At 49.1% G+C, this 22,741-nt stretch carries 23 protein-coding genes and 1 other RNA gene; 8 read left to right on the forward strand and 16 right to left on the reverse strand.

Annotated elements, in window-relative coordinates:
* Positions 1–140: 140 nt before the first annotated feature.
* Positions 141–1,250, reverse strand: coding sequence for a 3-isopropylmalate dehydrogenase (gene leuB / locus ABXJ76_RS14005; protein ID WP_432741348.1), 1,110 nt, complete (start codon positions 1,248–1,250; stop codon positions 141–143).
* A 441-nt stretch (positions 1,251–1,691) separates the two neighbouring features.
* Here leuB and ABXJ76_RS14010 point away from each other — a divergent pair, with 441 nt between their 5' ends.
* Entirely contained in the window at positions 1,692–2,117 is a 426-nt protein-coding gene (locus tag ABXJ76_RS14010) for a hypothetical protein (RefSeq protein WP_432741349.1), read from the forward strand.
* 27 nt (positions 2,118–2,144) lie between these two features.
* Here ABXJ76_RS14010 and ABXJ76_RS14015 read toward each other — a convergent pair whose 3' ends face one another.
* From ABXJ76_RS14015 to ABXJ76_RS14065, 11 genes are all read right to left on the reverse strand, one after another.
* On the reverse strand, positions 2,145–2,828 hold the full coding sequence (locus tag ABXJ76_RS14015) for an esterase/lipase family protein (protein WP_432741350.1): 684 nt from the start codon (positions 2,826–2,828) through the stop codon (positions 2,145–2,147).
* The gene (locus ABXJ76_RS14020) at positions 2,791–5,889 is read right to left on the reverse strand and encodes an efflux RND transporter permease subunit (protein ID WP_432741351.1); all 3,099 of its coding nucleotides are present in this window, start codon (positions 5,887–5,889) and stop codon (positions 2,791–2,793) included. Before ABXJ76_RS14020 ends, ABXJ76_RS14015 begins: the two co-directional genes overlap by 38 nt.
* A gap of 207 nt (positions 5,890–6,096) precedes the next feature.
* Complete coding sequence (locus tag ABXJ76_RS14025) at positions 6,097–6,558, reverse strand: hypothetical protein (protein WP_432741352.1); 462 nt, start codon at positions 6,556–6,558, stop codon at positions 6,097–6,099.
* Positions 6,543–6,983 carry a type II toxin-antitoxin system HicB family antitoxin gene (locus ABXJ76_RS14030; RefSeq protein ID WP_432741353.1) on the reverse strand — a complete coding sequence of 147 codons (441 nt, stop codon included), beginning with the start codon at positions 6,981–6,983 and terminating at the stop codon, positions 6,543–6,545. The genes ABXJ76_RS14025 and ABXJ76_RS14030 overlap by 16 nt, the downstream gene beginning before the upstream one ends.
* Positions 6,980–7,228 (reverse strand): type II toxin-antitoxin system HicA family toxin, encoded by a 249-nt coding sequence (locus tag ABXJ76_RS14035; protein WP_432741354.1) that lies wholly within the window; start codon positions 7,226–7,228, stop codon positions 6,980–6,982. The genes ABXJ76_RS14030 and ABXJ76_RS14035 overlap by 4 nt, the downstream gene beginning before the upstream one ends.
* A 213-nt stretch (positions 7,229–7,441) precedes the next feature.
* On the reverse strand, positions 7,442–7,666 hold the full coding sequence (locus ABXJ76_RS14040; RefSeq protein ID WP_432741355.1) for a helix-turn-helix domain-containing protein: 225 nt from the start codon (positions 7,664–7,666) through the stop codon (positions 7,442–7,444).
* A 275-nt stretch (positions 7,667–7,941) separates the two neighbouring features.
* Entirely contained in the window at positions 7,942–8,247 is a 306-nt protein-coding gene (locus tag ABXJ76_RS14045; protein WP_432741356.1) for a helix-turn-helix domain-containing protein, read from the reverse strand.
* Position 8,248: 1 nt separating this feature from the next.
* On the reverse strand, positions 8,249–8,545 hold the full coding sequence (locus tag ABXJ76_RS14050; RefSeq protein WP_432741357.1) for a transcriptional regulator: 297 nt from the start codon (positions 8,543–8,545) through the stop codon (positions 8,249–8,251).
* An 80-nt stretch (positions 8,546–8,625) separates the two neighbouring features.
* Complete coding sequence (locus ABXJ76_RS14055) at positions 8,626–9,042, reverse strand: type II toxin-antitoxin system VapC family toxin (protein ID WP_432741358.1); 417 nt, start codon at positions 9,040–9,042, stop codon at positions 8,626–8,628.
* Entirely contained in the window at positions 9,039–9,272 is a 234-nt protein-coding gene (locus tag ABXJ76_RS14060) for a hypothetical protein (RefSeq protein WP_432741359.1), read from the reverse strand. The genes ABXJ76_RS14055 and ABXJ76_RS14060 overlap by 4 nt, the downstream gene beginning before the upstream one ends.
* 156 nt (positions 9,273–9,428) lie before the next feature.
* Entirely contained in the window at positions 9,429–10,910 is a 1,482-nt protein-coding gene (locus ABXJ76_RS14065; RefSeq protein ID WP_432741360.1) for a RimK family protein, read from the reverse strand.
* Between the two features lie 308 nt (positions 10,911–11,218).
* Here ABXJ76_RS14065 and ABXJ76_RS14070 point away from each other — a divergent pair, with 308 nt between their 5' ends.
* From ABXJ76_RS14070 to ABXJ76_RS14100, 7 genes are all read left to right on the forward strand, one after another.
* A complete protein-coding gene (locus tag ABXJ76_RS14070; protein ID WP_432741361.1) occupies positions 11,219–12,316 on the forward strand; it encodes a DUF2817 domain-containing protein in 1,098 nt (365 codons plus the stop codon).
* Positions 12,313–13,611, forward strand: coding sequence for a GNAT family N-acetyltransferase/peptidase C39 family protein (locus ABXJ76_RS14075; protein ID WP_432741362.1), 1,299 nt, complete (start codon positions 12,313–12,315; stop codon positions 13,609–13,611). Before ABXJ76_RS14070 ends, ABXJ76_RS14075 begins: the two co-directional genes overlap by 4 nt.
* A 210-nt stretch (positions 13,612–13,821) precedes the next feature.
* Positions 13,822–13,918, forward strand: an RNA gene (gene ffs / locus ABXJ76_RS14080) — signal recognition particle sRNA small type.
* Positions 13,919–13,954: 36 nt separating this feature from the next.
* Complete coding sequence (gene dnaX / locus ABXJ76_RS14085) at positions 13,955–15,583, forward strand: DNA polymerase III subunit gamma/tau (protein WP_432741363.1); 1,629 nt, start codon at positions 13,955–13,957, stop codon at positions 15,581–15,583.
* Between the two features lie 33 nt (positions 15,584–15,616).
* The gene (locus tag ABXJ76_RS14090; RefSeq protein ID WP_432741364.1) at positions 15,617–15,940 is read left to right on the forward strand and encodes a YbaB/EbfC family nucleoid-associated protein; all 324 of its coding nucleotides are present in this window, start codon (positions 15,617–15,619) and stop codon (positions 15,938–15,940) included.
* A gap of 1 nt (position 15,941) precedes the next feature.
* Positions 15,942–16,538, forward strand: a complete 597-nt coding sequence (gene recR / locus ABXJ76_RS14095) for a recombination mediator RecR (protein WP_432741365.1) — start codon at positions 15,942–15,944, stop codon at positions 16,536–16,538.
* A 45-nt stretch (positions 16,539–16,583) separates the two neighbouring features.
* Positions 16,584–16,922 (forward strand): histidine triad nucleotide-binding protein, encoded by a 339-nt coding sequence (locus ABXJ76_RS14100; RefSeq protein WP_432741366.1) that lies wholly within the window; start codon positions 16,584–16,586, stop codon positions 16,920–16,922.
* 124 nt (positions 16,923–17,046) lie between these two features.
* Here the strand turns inward: ABXJ76_RS14100 and ABXJ76_RS14105 are convergent, their stop codons facing one another.
* The 4 genes from ABXJ76_RS14105 to ABXJ76_RS14120 all read right to left on the reverse strand — a co-directional run bounded on the left by ABXJ76_RS14105 (position 17,047) and on the right by ABXJ76_RS14120 (position 22,567).
* Positions 17,047–18,216 carry an ExeA family protein gene (locus ABXJ76_RS14105; protein WP_432741367.1) on the reverse strand — a complete coding sequence of 390 codons (1,170 nt, stop codon included), beginning with the start codon at positions 18,214–18,216 and terminating at the stop codon, positions 17,047–17,049.
* Positions 18,216–18,866, reverse strand: a complete 651-nt coding sequence (locus tag ABXJ76_RS14110) for an OmpA family protein (protein WP_432741368.1) — start codon at positions 18,864–18,866, stop codon at positions 18,216–18,218. Before ABXJ76_RS14110 ends, ABXJ76_RS14105 begins: the two co-directional genes overlap by 1 nt.
* 770 nt (positions 18,867–19,636) lie before the next feature.
* Positions 19,637–20,233, reverse strand: a complete 597-nt coding sequence (locus tag ABXJ76_RS14115) for an exosortase system-associated protein, TIGR04073 family (protein WP_432741369.1) — start codon at positions 20,231–20,233, stop codon at positions 19,637–19,639.
* Between the two features lie 51 nt (positions 20,234–20,284).
* Positions 20,285–22,567, reverse strand: coding sequence for a Tex family protein (locus ABXJ76_RS14120; protein ID WP_432741370.1), 2,283 nt, complete (start codon positions 22,565–22,567; stop codon positions 20,285–20,287).
* Between the last annotated feature and the right edge of the window lie 174 nt (positions 22,568–22,741).

Consider the following 22,741-nt stretch of genomic DNA (forward strand, 5'->3'; position numbering starts at 1 on the left):
AGAACACGAAGGACACGGAGAATACAACAGCATTAATTCAAGGTATTAAAAACTTCGTGCTCTCCGTGTTCTTCGTGGTTATTTTCTAAATATGAATACTTTCACCGTCTCTCTCGCATGGGAACGCATACGTTGCCTGTTTACAGTACTTTTGGCATCTGCCTCAGCTTTTCAACAACCTTGTCGCCGAACTGTTCGGTGCTGATCATCGTAACACCGCTGCCCGGCTTGGACAGGTCGGCGGTTGAGTAGCCGTCGCCGAATACGCCTTGCATCGCATCCCAGACATTCTTAGCTTCTGCGGCCATATCGAAGCTGTTTTCCAGCATCATCGCAACCGAACCGATCATCGAATAAGGATTGGCGATATTTTTTCCGGCGATGTCCGGTGCGGAGCCATGCGACGGCTCATAGTAGGCTTTTTCATCGCCAATACAGGCAGACGGCATCAAGCCCAGAGAACCTAACAGACCGCCGCCCTGATCGCTGAGGATGTCGCCAAACATGTTTTCCATGACCATTACGTCATACTGGGTCGGCTTCAGACACAGGTTGGTCGCGGCAGAATCCACCAGCTGATGAATCACTTCCACCTCGGGATAGTCTTTAGCCACTTCATCGAGTATTTCATTCCACAAAACGCTGGATTTGAGTACATTGCTTTTATGAATGTTGTGCAGCACTTTCTTGCGTTTTTGGGCGAGTTTAAATGCCTGATGCAAGATTTGGCTGATTTGCTGTTCATCGTATTCCAGGGTTTCTTTGACATAACGCAAGCCCCGTTCGTTAATGCCGGTTTCCTTATTACCAAAATACAGACCGCCGACCAGCTCCCTAACTATCATTATATCAATGCCCTCGCCGATAATTTCCGGCTTTAGCGGCGAAAAATGCGCTAAGGCTTTAGGCAGAAAAACCGGCCGAAAGTTTGCGTAGGTGTTGTAACGACGACGTAGCGGCAGCAGCGCGCCGCGTTCAGGCTGCTTGTCAATAGGAATAGTTTTAGATTGCTCATGGCTCAAACCAATCGGGCCTTTAAGAATGGCATCGGCCTGGTCGCAAATATCGATGGTCGATTGCGGAAAGGCATCGCCAAATTCGAAATAGGCGCAGGCACCGAAAGCGGCCGGCATCAGTTCGAACGAAACATCGTTACGCTCTTCAACAAGCTTAAGAACTTTGATGGCTTCCCGAGTAATTTCCGGGCCGATACCGTCACCGGCTAGCACTGCGATTTTATAATTCTTCATGTATACCTTTGCTGTCTGCGTATTTCTACGGAGTAATATTTTAAAAAGCGGTTATTTTACTTTATTTCTAACGGCTCAGCAGTTAGAAAATCAGAACACGGTAGCACCGATTTGGCTGATAAACACCGATACGCATATTCCCACATCAACGTTAATGGCGCTCCAGCACCGTGCCGGAGTATGGGAAAACCGTTTCGAGTTAGATTTTTTGGTTATTGCCTACACCTAGTTGACCTAAATCGATATACCTGCGGCGATGCTTTTCTGCCCTAGCTCATCCTAGGTAATCGCGCTTATTGATTACAGAAGCTAAGCTCTCTATCCTACAGACAGCCGCACAATACCGACCGAACTTTTTAGGTTAATGCACTTTCGTCTATGTAAAAATAAATGCCTCCTATGTTTAATTTCACTAAAAAACATGACAACGCTCTGGTTGATATGAAAGAACAATACGCCGGAGTGAGCGAAAAATATAACGCCGCGATAAAAAAAATCGAATGGCTTGAGGGCGAGCTAAACCAAAAAAAACAGGCATTAAACCAAATTGGCAAAGCCCAATCTATAATGAGCGAAGGTATAAAAAGTTGCGCTGCCTCCCTTTACACAACACAAGCTCAACTTCAAGCTATAGCAGCCCATTTAAACCATTCAAACAAACGTATTTTTGAGCTAATACAAAAAAACAAAGCACTTAAATCATCAGGCGATGAGTGGCTCAGACGCTCCATCAAACTTGAATTTGAAGTTTTAATGGCTAAAGATACGCTTAGAAAAGTCGAAAATGAACGTGATTCGGCAGTACAAATGTATGATCATCTTCAAGCCGGACTCATGTCGAATAACCAAAGCAGAAAGCAGGGCTAACACCTGCGCATCAACTTAAGACGCAACTCATCTCGTAAAATAGCCCCGCTGAATAAAATGCAGCGCCTGCTCTATGACCGCCACCCGTCGCATGATAAACGGATGGGAATAAGGCATCACGATGAAATCTTGCATGCCCGCCACCTGCGCCCTGCTTACCGACACCTTGCCGTCATTGATACCGGGAATCAGCCTTGATAATAGAGGGTTGATGGATTTACTCCCGGCAATTATCCCAAGCTGAAAGTTTACCGGCCCAAGCCGATTCGGCATGCTGTCTTTACCTGTGCCCAACTGCAATCCGGCCGGGCCGTTTAAAGTGTAAAACAGCCTCCATCCACCGAGTTTATCCACGACTTCGCTGCCTTGATTCGGCGGGGCCAGCATCACCACCCGCCCAAGCTTATCGATAGTTTGACTAGCCAAATAATCGCGCAGCAAAATGCCGCCCATCGAATGCGTCAGGAAATGGATTTTTTTAATGCCTTCCGTATTGCATTGTTTCAATGCCTGAACGATGTATGTTTGCGCCAAGGCACTGATGTCTGCGGATCGCGAAGGATAATCGACATTGATGATTTTATAGCCGTAAGCGGCCAGCAGCCTGCCCGCCTTATTCATGCTACGGCTGGTTCTTGCCAAGCCATGCAGCAGAATAATCGCCTCCGAGTCTTTATCTATCGATATCAGTTTGGCTGTTAAATTTTCCATAGCGCAGCAAAATGGCGGGCAATAATAATAAGTTCAGCAACGTTGAAGAGGCCAGCCCGCCGATGATAATCGCCGCCATAGGCCCCATAATTTCACGCCCCGGATTATCGCTGTTGAACGCAATCGGGAACATGGCTAACGCGGTGACCAGCGCCGTCATTAAGATCGACGGCAAGCGTTCCTGCGCGCCCTGGATGGCGGTGTTCAGATTCCAGCTCTTGCCTTCGACTTCGACCAGATAACGGTAGTGCGACAGCAGCATGATGCTGTTGCGCACGGTAATGCCGAACAAAGTCACAAAGCCCACGACCGAACCGACCGACAAGGTTGCGCCGGTCAATACCACGGCGGCAACCCCGCCGATCAGCGCAAATGGAAGATTGGCGAGGGTCAGCAACATATGACGGATACTGCCGATCGCGATATAAATGAAAATCAGCACCCCGGCTCCGGCCAGCAGTGAATGCAGGATCAACTCTTTCCGCGCCTGCGCCTGCTCAATCGCCGCGCCGGTAAATTCTGGATAAATATCCGCAGAGAAAGGAATCTCTTTTAATACCCGCGCTTTAAGTTCCTCGATAAAATCATCCAGATCCCGGTCGATCACGTTGCCGGTCACGGTCTGCCGCCGCTGCGAGCCTTGATGAAGGATGTTGTAGCGGCTGGCCGCATGCCTGATTTCCGCGACCTGCTCCAGCGTGATCATCGTCCCGTCCTGGGTCCTGATCGGCAACTTGGCTATCGATTCGGGTTGCGCTCTTAATTCCGGCGTCAAGGTCACCGCGACGTTATAGATTTTATTGCCCTGAATATTTTTGCCGACTACCCGTGTTTCGTAAGCGGCCTGCAAAGTATCGACAACCTGGGCAGGCAATACGCCCCAGAAGCCCATCTGGTCGAGATTCAGCACAATTTGCAGCAACGGCGTGCCGGGCGGCGAGCGCAACTGCACATCGGCAGCGCCGTCTATATCGCGCATAATATCGGCAACCGCCTGCGCTTTGGCGTCCAGCTTATTCAGGTCATTGCCGTAAATATTAACCACCACCGGCGAAGTGTAGCCGGAAATGGTCTCATCGACCCGCTCCGTCAAGAAGGTGTTGGCTTCAAATAAAATGCCGGGGAAACCAACCAGAATCGCCCGCAGCCTATCCTTTATCTGCTGTTGCCCAGCGCCCGACATCGGCTCCAGATGCACTTCATACTCGCTGTAATGGCTGCCGTAAGTATCGGCGCCCCGCTCTGCCCGCCCCGCCCATTGCGACACCGATTGGATGCCGGGAATCGCCATAAACTGTTCGGTCAGCTTGCTGCCGATCCGTATCGATTCCTGCAACGCCGTGCCGGGAATGCTGGTGGTGTGGACGATATAATGCCCTTCCCGCAATTCAGGCAGGAATTTACTGTCAAGGCTGAAAAAAGCCAGCAAGCCTGACAGGCAAACGATAATGCTGCCGATGACCACCGGTTTAAAATATCTGGAAACCGTGCTTAGCAAATCCTTGTAATGCGGCTTGATGCGCTTGATCAGCGGCGGATCGTCATTAGCGATAACCGAGTTGCCCAGCAACGCATAACACAGAGCCGGCGTTAAAGTCAGCGCCACCAGCAGCGACATTAAAATCGCCAGAATGTAGGAATAGCCCAGCGGCGCAAACAAGCGCCCGGCGACGCCGTTCAAGGTCAACAGCGGCACAAACACCAGCGCGACGATGAAGCTGGCGTAAACCACGGAGCTGCGCACCTCCAGCGAGGCGCTATAAACCACGCCAGCAACTGGCAACGGCTGGGCTAACAAGCGATTCTCGCGCAAGCGCCGGAAAATGTTTTCGGTATCGATAATCGCATCATCGACCACTTCGCCCAATGCGATAGCCAGGCCGCCAAGCACCATGATATTGAGATTGACCCCGCTTTCCAGCAGCACAATCACCGCGCCGATCAACGACACAGGAATAGCCAGCGCCGAAATAAACGCGGTGCGTAAATTAAACAAAAACAGGTACAGGATAATCAGCACGAATAAGCCGCCGATCAGCAAATGCCCGGACAAATTGGACAATGACCGTTCAATATAATCGGCAGGACGAAACAGGTGCGAGTAAAAATTAATCGCCTGTTTGTTGAATATAGGCTCGAACTCTTTTAGCGTCTGCTCGACTTGTTTTGACACCGACAAGGTATTGGCCCCGTATTGCCCGATCACCATCATCACGATGCCGGGCTTGCCCATGATTTGCGCCGCGCCTATCGGCGGTTCCGGCGCATATTGAATCGTGGTGACTTCGCCCAAGGTAACGCTGCGCCCCTGATCCCGCTTGACCAGAATTTTGCCGAATTGTTCCGGCGTGACCGGTTGCCCTGTTACCTGCAAGGTGAAGCGCTGGTTATTGTTTTCGATAAAACCGCCGCCCTGAATATTTCCGGCCTTTGAGGCGGCCTGGATAATGTCCTCCAGTGTCAGATTAAAACGATGCAATTGCAGCGGATCGACCTGAATTTGCAATTGCTGAATATCCCCGCCGAACACGTTAACATCGGCAACCCCCGGCACAGCCTTCAAGCGCGGCACAATCGTCCAGTCAACCAGACTGCGCAAAGCCATTAAATCGGTCTGATCGTCCTTGTTTAAACCGATGGTTAAAACCGTCGCGGAAGACGAGGACAACGGTATCGCAACCGGCGTAATGCCCAGCGGCAGCTGTCCCGCCAGCGTGGTCAAGCGCTCGCTGATCAGCTGGCGATTGCGGTACACATCGCTGTTTTCGACAAAGGTCGCGATAATAATCGACAGGCCCTGGATGGATTCGGAGCGCACCGACTTCATGCCGATCAAGCCGCTGATCGACGTTTCGATTTGCTGGGTCACCAGCACCTCAACCTGCTCCGAAGAAAGGCCTGGCGATTCGGTTTGAATGATGACCTGTTTGGGCGAGAATTCAGGAAAAATATCCAGCCCCGCCGTGGCGAAGCGATAACTGCCGTAGAGCAAGATCAATACCGCAAGCGCGATAACGATGCCGTAAAAACGGATGGAGAAGCGGACGAGTGTGGCTAGCATGGGTTAGTGGGGTTGATCACGGAGTTTATGCTCTATTAATAACTAATTAAGCAATGCCAGCAATGTTTGCCACATCAAAACACCCAAAAGCCTGGAATGCTTTCACCCGTCATGCAAAACTACAGATCAGCAACTACCTAAAACCAACGGTAGTCTTTCATTGTCTATTGATAAATCGCTGGCTCATATGGGTCACCACAGCCGCCGTTACTGACGCTTGGTTTTAGTTGGTCGTTTTACTTTAGGTCGTTTAGTTTCTTCGAGTGCACAGCTTTCTTCTAGTGAACTGTAAAAAAATTCTTGCTTAATAGAAATTGAACCTATATCCAATCTTGTAAGGAGATCATTAGTATGCAAATGAACTAGCGGAACCAATGGAAGTAAATATTTATACTTGTTCTTCTCGATAGCTTCCATGTCAGGCTTAGCTTTTGATTCATATTCTCCTGCCATAATTATATTCAAATCAAAAATATCATCGACAATATCAACCTGTTTGCCAATAATTGTTATTTCAAGTTGAGCATTAAACAATTTATCGTTTTCAAGATTCTGTTTCATGTCAAACGAAAAAGAAACATTCAATTGCCCTTTAGAATTTTTGACAGGTGACTGGCTAAAATTACATAGTGACTTTAAAAGTCTTACTCTAACTAATTTACTGTCCATAACTCTTCTTTTTTGCCAAATGTAACATCTTCAACCATTTCAGTAGTGTGATAGTGAATATGATTGTGGATATGTTTTTTGTCTTCTATCTTTTCTTGTACAGCTATTTTCACAAAATCATTAATACTTGTACCTAAAAGTAATGAATGCATTGCTACTTGCCTATGAAGTTCTGCGCCAATTCGCACATTAAATGTGCCACTGTATGGTTTTTGTGGATCACGCTTTAATTCTTTGCATGTCTGCAAATAATCGTCTACTGAGGCTTCAAACTCTTTCTGAAGATCTTCAAGTGACTTGGCCTCGTAAGTAATAAGGTCGTTAATAAAGAGCAACTCACCGAACATAAAAAATTCATCTAAGTCCATTTCAATGGATCCTAAAAAACCTTTGTATTGTAACGTCTTATTATTTGAAGCCATCATAAGAACCCCGCTTCTTCAAGTTTATTAACTATTGCTTTAACCATATATTGTTTTAGAATCGAGCTTGGATGAGGTTTATGTAACGCTATTAAAGAATCTTTTTTGTTGTTATAAAACTTAACCCTTGAACCATTACCTTGTATCTCCGCGTAACCCATCTTGCTTAATAAACTCGTTAACTCACCCCATTTATAATCAGTTGGCTTTGATTTTATTCTGGCTTTTTGCTTGCTCAAATCAGACATTATGGACAACCGGCTCCTTGCAACTAATAACTAGTTGCATCGCGACTTAGTATAGATGAAACTTTCTTTTCCGTCATTGTTTAATGTTTTCATGTAACGACTCTACCTAATCTATAAGCCTCGCAGGGTGCGATGCAGTGAAAGAATCCAACGCCAACCCAGACATTTAACGCGATAAGGCGCCATTGTACCCTACAATGCTCACTCCATGATTCAAGCAGCCAGCTCATCCTTTAATTCTGGATGATCGTGCATCAGTTTTAACAAACATATTACGCCGCCCGGCGGATTAAACCGACCCTGTTCCCAGTCGCGCAATGTCGCCACCGGGGTTTTAATCAAATCAGCAAAGGCTTGTTGCGATAAGCCGGTTTGCTGCCGAACCGAACGCAATAAGATTTGCTCAGGGCTATGCATCTGCCCGATACCGTCTTGCATTTCGGCTAACCCTTGCCGTAAATCAGCCCGTAGGTTGGGTTAGGCGCTAGCCGTAACCCAACGCATTAACGCGGCAAATGTTGGGTTACGCTACCGCTAACCCAACCTACTGTACTCAGCAGCTGAATACATCCCATCGTTTCAGCTTTGCGGTAGTATTTTTCATCAGCAGCTCGTAGGATGCGCTAAACGCAGTGAAGCGCATCGTTCGCGAATGATGCGCCTCGTTCCTCGGCACATCCTACTGTAATTTAAACAGCTATTTTCAGACAGCGTCAAGCTGCCAGCTCATCCTTTAATTCAGGATGGTCGTGCATCAGTTTCAACAAACATATTACGCCGCCCGGCGGATTAAACCGGCCTTGCTCCCAGTCGCGTAATGTCGCTACCGGGGTTTTAATCAAATCAGCAAAGGCTTGTTGCGATAAACCGGTTTGTTGTCGAACCGAACGCAATAAAATTTGCTCAGGGCTATGCACCTGCCCGATACCGTCTTGCATTTCGGCTAAGCCTTGCCGTAAATCTGTCAACACCATCCCGGCATCCGTTTCAATTGCTTGAGCTATTTTTTCAATATCCACCTTACACCGCCTTTTTTATATCACCGGCCTGAATGTTGGCCTGATTGGATTTTTGATACAGAGTGATTAACACAATCACGTCTTGTTCTACCAAATTAAAGTAAATCACCCGCACACCGCCTCGCTTACCTTTACCCGCTACTGACCAGCGCACTTTTCGAGCGCCATCTGCACCTGGAATCACATCGCCTGCCAATGGATTTTGAGAAATCCAACTGATAAATGCCAGACGCTCATCTTCCGTCCAAATGATCTCGGCTTGTTTTTGAAAAGTTGGTGTTTCGATGACTGTTTTCATTTCTCTCGATTGTACGGGATATCGGTATAAACTCAAATAATTCTAAAGTTTAACAGGACATACTGACAAAGGAAGCGCCCCTACCGCCAATTACTCAGCAACTGAATACATCCCATCGTTTCAGCTTTGCGGTAATATTTTTCATCAGCGGTTACAAACACGGCATTCAGATGAATAGCCAAGGCGTGATAAAGCGTATCGAATAAGTGATGAGAAAATTGCTGGGAGAGACGAGCAGCAGTTTTTAAAATGTCTGCATCCTGCTGTACTTTTATTTCCATAGCGCTCAAATAATCAATGGCTAGCTCTGCGATTTCCGGGCGAATGCGCGTAATGACGGCGACCACTTCCGGCAGCCAGTGTGCGGGTTGCACCAGTGTCACCTGACCGGATTGAACTTGCAGAAGCACAGAAACAGCCTGATCGGTGTCCTGTTCTTGTGCTGATGCTGGAAAAAACCATTTAATGCTGACGCTGGCATCAACCACTACAATCATCTGCGCAATTCTTCCCTTGCCTGTTCAATATCCGCCGCTGAAACAGGCGCTTGCGTAGCTCTTAATTGCAGGATCTTATCAATGGCCAACAGGCGACGTTGCTGTTGTTTTTTTTCTTCAATCGCCTGTTGCATCAATCGGGTTAAGATTGCGCTTTTGTTTTCTTTTTCAAACAGCTGGTTGAATTCCTGCCTAATGTCATCGGGTACGCTAAAGTTTACAGTAGCCATGATGTCGCTCGGTTGTTGAAATATTCAACAAGAGTATAGCATTATTGAAAACGCGGTAAGGCGCAATCTGTAGAAGATTGCGCGTCATCAATCGAGAAAAATACGCTTCTTTCCTCGACACGTCCTTCTGCTGAGGAGTCATTTTAAATTCAGAGCCTACAGCGTCAATATCCCTTTACTGCGATTTTCCATGCGCCGCAGCAGTTCGGTCATAATCAACCGGTACAGTTCATCGCCCAGATATTTGTCCTCGACGCCGCTGTCGATGTTGGGGTTGTCGTTGACTTCTATCACATAGCCTTTACCGTCTTTTTCTTTAACATCCACGCCGTATAAGCCGTTGCCTATAGGTAGGGTCGCTTTTAATGCGGCGTCCAGCACGGCTTTGGGCACTTCAAAAGTCGGCAAGGTGGCGAAACTGCCGGTATCTATTCGGCTTTCGCCGTGACGGTATATCTGCCAATGATTCTTAACCATGTAATAGCGGCACGCATATAAAGCCTTGTTGTTGAAAATACCGATGCGCCAGTCGAAATCGGTATAAAGGAATTCCTGCGCCAACAACAATGCGGATTTTTGAAACAGCTCTTCGACTTTGAGTTCCAGCTCTTTGCGGTCATGCACTTTAACGATGCCGCGAGAAAAAGAGCCGTCCGGGATTTTTACTACCACCGGAAAACCGGCTTCCGCTTCCACTCTATCCAAGTGCGCGGCATTGCCTTTGTGCAATAGCCAGGTTTTGGGCGTAGGCACACGATGGGTGCGAAATAAATCAGCCAGATAGACTTTATTGGTACATCGCAGCATCGACGTCGGATCGTCGATAACGACCAAGCCCTCGGCCTCGGCCTTTTTGGCGAACCGGTAGGTGTGGTGATCTATGTTGGTGGTTTCGCGGATGAACAAGCCGTCAAACTCGGGTAGACGCACGTAATGTTGCTGCGTTATCAGTTCTACTTCGATGCCCAGTTCCCTGCCGATTTTAATAAACTTTTTTATCGCCCCCATGTTGCTGGGCGGCAATTTTTCTTCGGGGTTAATCAGTATCGCCAAATCGAATCGCGCCGCTTTACGAGCGCGGCCTTTGCGCCAGACTTTCTTGCTGAATTTATCCAGCGCGTCGGCAAAAACGCTTTGCTGTTCATCATCCAGATGCCTGTGCGACACCGCCTTTAAGCCAATGATTTCCCATTGCTGCCGGTAGCGTAACGTCACTGCCAGAATCGGACAGGAAAAGCGCTCAAACAGCAGCCGGGCAAAGTCCTGAAAAGCCGGATCGGGCGTGGTGCCGAAATAACTCAACAGGGTGATTTCCTTATCCTTGTCGGTGGTCTTAAATGCCCGCGCCAAGGTCTGCGACAAGTCTTCAAGCTGTAGCCTGTACAGCGCCTTTTTGTCCAGGTCATTTAGCACTTTAACCGACGGAATAACGTGATGGCCTCTGGCTTCGGCCAGCAAGGAGCAATAATAACCATCGGACAGATAGCGGTAGCTGCCGCACAGGTTGATGATACGGACACGCTGCAAAGAGTCACCCTGCGCGGTCGCAAGATAGGTTTCAAAGGTGATAACCTGGTCGCTGGGGTAATAGGGATTCCAGTCGGAAAGATCATCAACCACCAAAAGGGTACGCGCCATAACGATTAAATCCTAGAGTAAGGTAAGGCTTAATTCTGGAACCAGTCAGTTGTTTGCACAAGGAGTTTTTTTAGGATTGAAAAATATTTCATTCAATTTCCTTGATGGTCTGAAAGCTATTCATTCAGGAATATCATTTACGTTTGACATCGATGCACTTGCGTCGCTATCCTTTTCAGTAACCTCTTTGTTCACAGGGAGGAACAATCCGCCGACCTCTATCCGTCAGAGAATATCACTCGACGGATGAGGTCCGGTGTGGATTGAAACACTGGGGCTATGCTAAAGAAAAATTTCAGGTGACCATCATGTCTTATTGTCTTCCTCTTGCCGCTATCGATACCGCCGTTTTTCCCGGCAGTTATGCCGCTGCTCGGCAGCGCTGGCTGGCGCACACCACAAAACTATCCTGCCAGACACATGACTTGCCTTATCCTTGTGACGAAGTCGGGCCTGAAGGCGAACAACTGGTCACCGATACCGTCTGGATCGGCTCGGAAAATGCGTCACGCGTGCTGGTTTTACTCGGCGGAACGCACGGCATTGAGGGCTTTACCGGCAGTGCCGTACAGATCGATATGCTGGCTTTAATTGCCGAGGGCCTAGTCGTTATTCCGGCCGATACGGCGGTGTTGATGATCCATGCGCTGACGCCATGGGGCTATGCCTGGCAGCGGCGTTGCGATGCAGACGGCGTTGACCTTAACCGCAATAGCGTCGATTTTTCCAAGCCTTTACCTGAGAATAAAGACTACGACTTACTCAAAGGCGCGCTGTACTTGCCGGATGCCGCTCAACGGAAAATCGCCTTTGCCGAATTCGAACGGCAGCATGGCCGCGTGGCGCTGGAAAAAGCGATCAGCGCCGGACAATACAGCGATCCATCCGGGCCTTTTTATGGCGGCAAAGCGCCCGCACACGGCAGCTTGGTCTGCGAAGACCTGATGCGCCAATATGCCCTGCAACAGCGGGACTTGGCCGTCATCGACCTGCACACCGGCCTGGGTTCTTACGGCTACGGAGAAATCATTTGCGACCATCAGCCGGACAGTGGCGGAACGCGTAGCGCCAAAATCTGGTATGGCGATTCGGTCGCATTGCCGTTTTTGGGCACGTCCAGCTCGGTGCCGAAAACAGGACTGCTGGATTATGCCTGGCACGCGATCATGAATGACCGCAGTTGCTACATCACCTTGGAATTCGGCACCTTCAGCACCGATCAACTGTTCGAAATCTTGCTACGGGATCATCAACTGTGGGCCCAACCCGATAACGAGCAAGCCCGTCTGCAGCACAGTAACATCATGCGCCGTCATTTTTGCCCTGATGATCGAGCCTGGCAGGAAATGGTGTTGTTCCGCGCCAGACAGGTGATTGCACAAGGCTTGCACGGGGCATCTTGTTGAGCATTTCAATCCGCCCTGCCCTGTTAACCGATCTCGATCAGCTGGTAGCACTGGAAAAAACCTGTTTTGACTCCGACCAGTTAAGTCGGCGCAGTTTCAAGCACTGGATAAGCGCAGAACATCGCGCCTTGCTGGTCGCGGAGGAGACAATCGAGAGCGGTCGCACCGGTTCCCTCGGCAACCGCTCCATGCGTTGCTCTACCTCGGCAACCGCTCCCTGCGTTGCTCTACCTCCTGCATCCTTGCAGTCGTCCTGCATCCCTGCAGTCGTACCGGTTGCGACACTTCTGACCTCCAAGGATGGAGGAAATGCCGACGACTACCGGGAGCAGTCGCGGCCGCCATCCCTGGCGGTCGTCGGTTATGTGCTTATTATTTACCATCCCGGAACCCGGCTGGCTAGAATCTATTCACTAGCCGTTGCGTCCGAGCAAAGAGGCACAGGCATCGCCAAATTATTGATGTCGGCCGGAGAACAGGCCGCCACCGATGCCGGCAGGCTATATCTTCGTCTTGAAGTCAGTGTCGACAACACCCCTGCGATTAAACTTTACGAAACGCTGGGCTACAAAAAATTCGGCCTCTACCGCGATTACTATGAAGACCACAAAGACGCATTGCGTTACCAAAAACGCATCCGCCGTTATCGCGATACCTTGCAACACCGGTCGGTACATTGGTTAAGACAAACCACGCCGTTTACCTGCGGCCCCGCCTCGCTGATGATGGCTATGCACGGCTTAAACCGAGATTACCATCCTTCACAGGAAGAAGAAATCAACCTGTGGCGCGAAGCCACGACCATCTTCATGACCTCGGGGCATGGCGGCTGCCACCCGATAGGCCTTGCGCTGGCAGCAAAGCGACGACAATTTACGGTTGAAGTCTGGGTCAACCAAACCGGAACCCTGTTTATAGACGGCGTGCGCAATGAGGAAAAAAAACAGGTCGTCGAATTGGTCGATAACTGCTTTAAGCGCGAAGCAGAAGAACAAGGCATAAAAATACATTACGCCAATATCAGCCAGAATGAGCTGATCAGCGCCTTCAAATCCGGGGCGATACCGTTGATCTTGATCAGCACTTTTCAAATGGATAGAAAAAAAGCGCCGCATTGGGTGGTCATGAGCGGCTTCGACGATGACTGCCTGTACATGCACGATCCGGATCCAGAAGAAGGACGGCAAAACGAAATTGATTGCCAGTTTATTCCTATTGCCTGTGAAGATTTCGACCGAATGTCCAGTTTCGGCAAGAACCGGCTCAGGACGGCGGTGATTATTTGGCCGAGGTAGCATTGACAGGATATTCTCATTGTTGTGGGTGCGAATTTATTCGCGCAATAGGCATTAAAAAGCGCGAATAAATTCGCGCCCACAGTATCCGATCATAGTGTAAAGTTTTGGCTTTTTAAAAAACATAGTCATTCCTGCTTGTGTTATTAAACCGATTCAACGATAATAGCCGTCCTTTAGCCAGTACGGCTGATGTTTTAATGGTGACCATGTCGGTCCTCTCGCAACGATACGCTGTAAACTCCGCCAGGCCCGGAAGGGAGCAACGGTAGCAGCAGATTCGTGTGCCGGGATGTGGCTGGCATGGTCGCCGCCCAAATCATACTTACCTTTCGAGCCTGCCATGAATTATCAGGTTCTCGCCAGAAAATGGCGTCCCCATAATTTCACCGAAGTTGTCGGACAAGAACATGTCGTCAAATCGTTAATGAACGCTTTGCAACATGATCGACTGCATCACGCCTATTTATTTACCGGAACGCGCGGCGTAGGCAAAACCACAATCGCCCGAATCTTAGCCAAAGCCATTAATTGCGAAAATCTCCAGGATTTCAATCCTTGCGGCGTATGCAGCGTGTGCCGCGATCTGGATGAAGGCCGGTTTCTGGATTTAATCGAGGTCGATGCGGCATCGCGCACCAAGGTCGAAGACACCCGCGATTTGCTGGACAACGCCCAATATGCGCCCAATCACGGCCGCTACAAGGTCTACCTGATCGACGAAGTCCACATGCTGTCCGGGCACAGCTTCAATGCCTTGTTGAAGACGCTTGAAGAGCCGCCCCCGCATGTAAAATTCCTGCTGGCAACAACAGATCCCCATAAAATCCCTGTTACCGTACTGTCCCGCTGTTTGCAGTTTAATCTCAAGCGGTTACTGCCCAGCCAGATTTTCACCCAGATGGAATTTATCCTTCGACAGGAACATATTGAAGCCGAATCCGGCGCATTAAAACTATTATCCCGCGCCGCCGACGGCAGTATGCGCGACGGCTTAAGTTTGCTGGATCAGGCCATTGTTTACGGCAACGGCAAAGTTGACACCGAAGATGTCAACGCGATGCTGGGCACGGTGGCGCAGCAACCTGTCGAGGACCTATTAACGGCTCTGGCCGAGGGCGATGCGGCGGCGATACTCGATAAGATAAACGAGATAGCCAATTTAACGCCGGACTTTAGCGATGTGCTGCAACAGATTTTGCAAGTCCTGCATCGCATCGCCTTGCTGCAACAAATACCGGGAGCCATTGATCACGATTTTGATATGGAGATGATTGCGGCCTTGGCGGCCAAACTGACCCCGGAAGATGTGCAGCTTTATTACCAGATAGGCCTGGTAGGACAACGCGACCTGGATTTAGCGCCCGACCCGCGCAGCGGCTTTGAAATGGTCATGTTGCGGATGCTGACTTTCAGGCCGGTCGACATAGCATCGGCGCAGGCTAAACCAGTTCAAGTTCATCAACCTATTAACAAACCTCAGGCGCAGCCTGTTTATAACCAAGCGCAGCCTGAGCCTGCTTATAAACCGACAGTAACGCAACAACCCGCCGTTGCCTCCGAAAATAGCGCTCCGGAAACCATTAGGCAAAACCACGACGCCAATTGGGCGGAAATGGTTGCCGCGATGAAGATTAACGGCTTAACCCGGGAACTGGCCCATAATTGCGTACTGGAAAATATTGACGATGCCGTCTGCACCTTGATCCTGGATCCCGGACATAAACAACTGCGCAGCAGCCGTACCGAAGAAAACCTGCAAAAAGCGTTACAAGCTTATCGCAAAGCACCATTGAAACTGGTGATTACGACCGAAAAAACCATGGTCGCCACACCCGCCATACAATTGACCAAGGCGCGCGAAGACAAACAACAGGCGGCAGTTGACGCGATTAATTCAGACGACAATGTTCAGGCATTAAAAGAACACTTGGGAGCCAGGATCATGCCCGGCACCATAGAGCCAATCTAAGCAGTCCCCTATAACGATAATAGAGAAAAATACATGAAAAACGCACTCGGCAACATCATGCAGCAAGCCCAAAAAATGCAGGAAGACCTAAAGAAAGCGCAGGAAGAGCTAAACGCGATGCAAGTCATGGGCGAGTCCGGCGGCGGACTGGTGACCATTCTGATGACCGGTAAACGCGAAGCCCGAAAGGTAACCATCGATCCGTCCTTGCTGGGCGATGACAAGGACATGCTGGAAGACTTGATTGCATCCGCCATCAACGACGCGGTCAATAAAGTCGCAAAAATGAAGAAGGAAAAAATGGCGGATGTCACCGCCGGAATACCGCTGCCTCCCGGATTCCAACTGCCTTTTTAAGATGAAAAAATCCGGCTTACTGGGGCAATTAATACAGAATTTGTGCTGCTTGCCCGGTGTCGGCCCCAAAACCGCCCAACGCATGGCGTTCCATCTGCTCCAGCGCGACCGTAACGGCGCAACAATGCTGGCCCAAACGCTGCTGCGAGCGATTGAAAAAATGGGCCACTGCAGTCAATGTCGCACTTTGACTGAAGGTGATATCTGCTCAATATGCGCTGACAAATCAAGGGACGATGCCATCATCTGCATCGTCGAAAGCCCCGCCGACGTCTGGATTATCGATCAGGCCACCGCATTCAAGGGGCGCTATTTTGTACTGCATGGCCGGTTATCGCCATTGGACGGCATAGGACCGGACGAACTCGGCCTGGATCAACTGGAACGACAGCTGGCAACAGGCCATATCAAGGAACTGATACTGGCGACCAACTCCACGGTCGAAGGCGAAGCGACCGCTTATTTTATCGGCGAACTGGCCCGGAAACATCAGGTACCGGCCAGCAGAATTGCCCACGGCGTACCGATGGGCGGCGAACTGGAGTTTATCGACAGCGGCACCTTATCGCATGCGTTTAATGGTCGCGTAGGCCTATAAAAACGCCCGGCTGATCCGTTCACCAATCCACAAAAGGTAAAAGCCATGACCGATTGTTTATTTTGTAAAATGGTTGCTGGTGTTATCAAACCGGATATAGTTTTTGAAGATGAAAATATCCTGGCTTTCAGGGACATTAAGCCCCAAGCGCCAGTACATATCCTGATTATCCCCAAACGCCACATCGCAACCCTGAATGACCTGGATGACACTCTGTTGGCAGGACAAATATTACAGACGGCGGCAAAGCTGGCAAAACAGGAAGACATAGCTGAAACAGGTTATAGAACCGTATTTAACTGCAACAAGCATGGCGGACAGGACGTTTATCACCTGCACTTACATTTGCTGGGTGCCAGGCAAATGACTTGGCCGCCGGGTTAAGTGAACGCCTGCTTTATAACAAAACAGTCCGCAGGGCAATAGCGATTTTATCGGGTATTGCATCGCATGATAATCTTGCCATGCGATGCAATAGGCTATTTTATTGCGTCCTACAGATTACGCCTTATACAGCGTTGAATAAGGCCATGAGACAGCCCAGAAAACCCGTGGATTCGGTCCGCTCGCAAAAGAACAAAACGCTTAACGTGAATGCGATTATTGATAATAACAGCCATATAGCAGGCGCTTTTATGCCTTTTGGATCTGCAGGGAACAATTCAGCCACCCCCATCCCTATTCCGGAAATGTCAGGCGCTTCGTTTATCGTCCCTCTGTTTACCTGTTCGGCTTTCCTGGTAATAGACGGCGAGAGTTGTTCTGCCGTTTCCGGAACAGGTTTATCTGCTGTTGGCGGTAATTCCTGACTTTTTATGTCTCTTTCTCTAGTATTTAGCAAACAGATGTAATGAAAGACGTCTGTTATCAATCCCATTCTCTGCGTTGCTTCATAGATATCCCGCGCGTCAACGACTGGTTTTTCCCGTTCAAAAGCAACGTTGAATGACTTGTCACACAATGAGTTGACCGTACGCGGCGTCCCACCGGCACTAAAGGCAATGGAGAGCGCCTCCCGCCCTGTATCTGCAATGAGGTCGGGACTGCCGCCGGCCACCTGAATGCGATGCGAGATATATTTAAGCATGGTATCGACACTCATCTTCCCCAGAATTTCGAGTGTAGCAATTCGCTGTTTAAAGGGTTCCATTTCAGGCTGGTTTATTTTTTCCATCAATTCTTCCTGACCGAGAAGCAGCATCTGAATAAGTTTAATTGATCCTTCTTCAAGATTGTTCAGCAAACGGATGCCGTTGATAACATCGTCTGACATCAGATGCGCCTCATCCATGATGACCATACATTTCTTCCCTGCAGAATTGAGCTTTAAAAGAGCATTTCTGATGTCCCTCATCACAAAGGTCTTCTCAGACGATGACGGCTGTAATCCGAGTTCCTGGGCAAGAAACATATAGAGGTTAGCGCTGTTTGCAGGTGGCTCACCCATCCATATTAATTTGATGTTTTCAGGAAAATCAAATTTTATCATCTGGCTTAGCGTCGTCTTACCGGAACCGATCGGCCCCATTACAACGATTAAACCCCGGCCACTCTGTAAAGATCCGGATATCTGTTTACGTATAAGGGCATGGTCCCCATAGTCATAAAAAAACAGCGGATCCGGTACATTCTCGAATGGGAGTAACTTGAGGTTAAAGTGCTCTGTGTACATATGCATTAGTTCTTTCCTTCTTTAGGTATAAGCTTTACCTCGACCCTGCGATTTTTTGCTCGGCCCTCTTCTGTATCGTTGGAGCCTATCGGCTGGGCCTCACCATAACCGATTACCGATATCCGGTCGGACGATACACCATGAGAAACCAATACGTTCGCTATGGCTCTTGCCCTCTGTAATGACAGGCCCATATTATCAATATGTAGCTTACCGGTTGGTATATTGTCGGTATGACCTTCTATAATGACGCGACTGCCTTGAGAGGCTGATATTTCCCCGACAAAATGCTCAATCGTAGACAAAGCAGCGTCATTTATCCTAATCTTGCCAGAAGAAAACGTCTCGCCGTCAAAGATCGCCAGGGTCCGCGGCCTGTTTTCGGCATCTGTAGTTTTAATACTTTCAAGCACATTTTCTTTTGTTTTGAGCTTGTCCTCAAGCTGGGTAATTGTAGCCTGTAGGTTTGCAACAACAGCCCTGTTGGCGTCCTGATCTGCAGTCATTTTTTTTATGACGCTATTTGATTCAGACGTTACGTATTTCGGCTTGTCCTGATAAGAAGCTTTGTGAACCGGGAGTTCCAGTGCCTTAAACGTGATAATCCCTGATAAGGTAAAAAATACAATAGACAGTCCAATAATAATTAAACGCATAATAAAGTACTCGATTTAAGATAAGGCTGAGCCGCAATGTATAACTGCATGCCGATTAAGTTCTGTTACTCTTTTATTCTTGACACCTATCAGTTTATCAAAAAATGCAAAAATCAATTTTCAGTTACTCATAAAATCAACAGACTACGATTCTATTCGTCGGTTAAATCCAGCGTTTTTATAAAACCGACAGGTGATAAGTTTCTTTATTTTTCTATACCAAGAATAATAAATGATTTCAGGCGCCACTTATCCCCCCAACCAAACGATATAAGACTTGAGGCAATAAATCCGTTAGCGATAACAAGGAGTTCCAGTGTAACCCTAGCCTCGATTCAAGCACCATCTCTTTTTTAAGAATATCCAACTGGGTTCCTCCCTATCTTGACCGGTAACCAACGGCCAGGAGCAGCCGTTCGTGAATTATCCGCCCCTATATCCATCTTTCACATTACTTTAATCGATCAAGAAACTTTCCTTTCAAGCCGATGTTACGCAAGCTTTCAGAGAAAGCAACAGGCGTAGCAAGTTTCTAAGCAACTCGTTTGTATTGTGCTGCATAAGACGATGGCACAATGCCGTCATGTATATGCGTTGGTATTAGCATATAAAGCCAAGAGCATCCTTATATCCCACACCTGAAGGCAAGGGATTTATGGACATTTTGTTAAAACCCGACATTTCGCACCGCTCCTCGACAATCTTAATTGATAATAAAAAAGCCCGGCCGGCTTCCACCTCCGGTTTTTTTTGCTTTAAGCCGCCACGCTTTATTTCATCATTTCTTTTTTGAATATCGTATCCAGTTTCTGATTGGTTTCCTGGCGGTACTGCTTTGAATTATCAATCGGCTCTGGTTTGGGTGCAATTACAGCTGGTGCGTCAACAACCGACTCTGCGACTGGCGCTTGATCGATGGGGGACTCTTCTTGACATTTGTCCAGACGAAATACCGGTCCATAACTGGTGTCCACATCAAAATCTTCCCAGATATATTCAGGTTGAGCGATAGGCATGGTAGGAAGCGGTATAGTCACTAAATCAGCAATGCCGACACCTATGCGTCCAGCAGTATGAATCAAACCTTTAAATAAGCCGCCGACCGCCCCATAAACAATATTGCTTTGATTGGTGGTGTTAATGATATTTTTGGGAATTTCCAACACGCCGGTGGTCAGATTGGCAAAAGCATTCAACGCCTTGTTACCGACCTTGCCGCCATAACTCCGGCATTGCGATTGCTCCGTTTGCATGACGGGTACAGTAATCGTATTGCCATAATGCATTTCTGCCTGAGTCAGGGGCGCATAAGCCGTAAACAGGCCGACAAATAAAAGAGGAACGAAAAAACGACTGAGTTTACGCATATCAAATCCTGGTGGTGTACTAATACTGGAATCAGTATAGCAGGGCTAAAATTATTTACTGATCCGCGCCTTGGCAAAGGCGCTAGCCATTGAGCCTTGGATCGGCGCCTGTTGTTTGGGCTTATATGTCGCCTGCTTTTGATTATTGCGCTCGGGTCTGGCATCAGTCGCTTCAGGATTAGTTTTCATCGATAACGAAATGCGCTTGCGCGCGACATCGACTTCCATGACTTGCACTTTGACCATGTCGCCGGTCTTGATCGCATCCCTGGGATCTTTGACAAAGGTATCGGACAAATGGGAGATATGCACCAGGCCGTCCTGATGCACGCCGATGTCGACAAATGCACCGAAGTTGGCGACGTTGGTGACCACGCCGTTCAGCCGCATGCCGACTTCAAGGTCGGTGATTTTCTCGATGCCGGCCTTGAACTCGACGCTTTTGAATTCCGGCCTCGGATCGCGGCCGGGTTTTTCCAGTTCCTGCAAAATGTCGGTTACCGTCGGCAAACCGAAATGTTCATTGGTGTAAGTGGTCGGGTTCAGGCTGCGCAAAAACTGGCTCTGGCCGATTAAATCGCGGATCGATTTCCCGGTATCCGCGATAATCGCCTTAACGACAGGATAGGCTTCAGGATGTACCGAAGACGCATCCAGCGGGTTGTCGCCATTCATAATGCGCAGGAATCCGGCCGCCTGTTCATAAGCCTTGTCACCCAAGCGCGGCACTTTTTTCAATTGCTTGCGATTAGTAAACGGGCCGTTTTCGTTGCGGAAAGCCACGATGTTTTCGCTGATGCTGGCCGACAAGCCCGATACCTGTTTAAGCAAAGAGACTGAGGCGGTGTTCACGTCAACGCCGACCGCATTGACGCAATCTTCAACTACGGTATCGAGTCCTTTGGCTAACTGCACCTGATTGATGTCGTGCTGATACTGACCCACGCCGATCGATTTCGGGTCGATTTTAACCAGTTCCGCCAGCGGGTCCTGCAAGCGTCTGGCGATCGAAACCGCGCCGCGCAAGGTCACGTCCAGCTCGGGAAATTCCTTGGCCGCCAGTTCAGACGCCGAATAAACCGACGCCCCCGCCTCCGACACGGTGATCTTGGTAAACTTCAGTTCGCTGTGCCGCTTCATCACATCCGCCACCAGCTGGTCGGTTTCCCGGGAACCGGTGCCGTTGCCTATGCTGACCAAATCGACGGCGTGCTTTTGGATCAGTTTTGCCAGCGTGTCTATCGATTCGTCCCACGCCTTGCGCGGCGGGTGCGGGTAAATGGTGTCCGTAGCCAGCACTTTTCCTGTAGGATCGACAATGGCAACCTTAACGCCGGTGCGGATGCCGGGATCCAGGCCCATCGTCGCTTTAGGACCGGCCGGTGCCGCCAGCAGCAAGTCCCTTAAATTGCTGGCGAACACCCGGATGGCTTCCAGTTCGGCGGCTTCGCGCAGCCTGAGCTTCAAGTCCAGGTCGATACGGGTGTACAGCTTGATTTTCCAGGCGAAACGCGCGGTTTCAGCCAGCCAGGCATCGGCCGGTTTTGAGCTGTCGGTAATATTGAGGCGTCGGGCCACAAACTGGGCGCAAAGGTCGTGCTCGGCTTTATCGTCAGCGCCGGGTTTCAGCGTTATGTTTAACATATCCTCGTTGCGGCCGCGAAATAAGGCCAACGCCCGGTGCGACGGGATTTTGTTGATAGCTTCCTCGTAGTCGAAATAATCCTTGAATTTTTCAGCAGCCTGTTCTTTGCCGGTCGCAACCGTGGCGTGAACAATGCCTTTTTGCCAGATGCGTTCGCGCAGTTCGCTCAACAATTCGGCATCTTCAGATATGCGTTCCATGATAATTTGCCGCGCGCCATCCAAAGCGGCAGAGGTATCGGGTACGCCTTTTTCCGCATTGATATAGCCAGCGGCGACTTGCTCGGGAATCAGCCTGCGATCATCCAGTAAAGCATCGGCAAGCGGCTCGAGCCCCGCCTCGCGGGCAATCTGCGCTTTAGTGCGGCGCTTGGGCTTGTAGGGTAAATACAAATCTTCGAGCAGTGTTTTGGTGTCGGCAGCGTTAATGGCCTTTTCCAGTTCCGGCGTCAGCTTTTCCTGAGAACGGATACTGTCCAGAATGGTTTTTCGCCGCGCATTAAGTTCGCGCAAATAGCCCAAACGCTCTTCCAGCATTCTTAATTGCGTATCGTCCAAACCGCCGGTCACTTCCTTGCGGTAGCGGGAAATAAACGGGACAGTCGCGCCTTCGTCCAGCAAATTGACAGCGGCGCTGACCTGCTTGATGTTAACGGCTAATTCTTCGGCAATGCGTTGGATGACATCCATTTGTTCGATTCTTGTGCAGTTTACGATGGGCGCATTGTAGCAGCAAGGCATGGAGTTGGATAAAAAAGTCTTTTGGGGAACCCCGGAAAATCAAGCTCAATCAACTTAAGGCATAACACCGCGAAGAATATAAGGTTTTTAGAAGGTATAATACCGCCATGCTGCTTATCTACT

The organism is Methylobacter arcticus (genome assembly GCF_050917435.1).
Classification (GTDB): domain Bacteria; phylum Pseudomonadota; class Gammaproteobacteria; order Methylococcales; family Methylomonadaceae; genus Methylobacter_A; species Methylobacter_A titanis.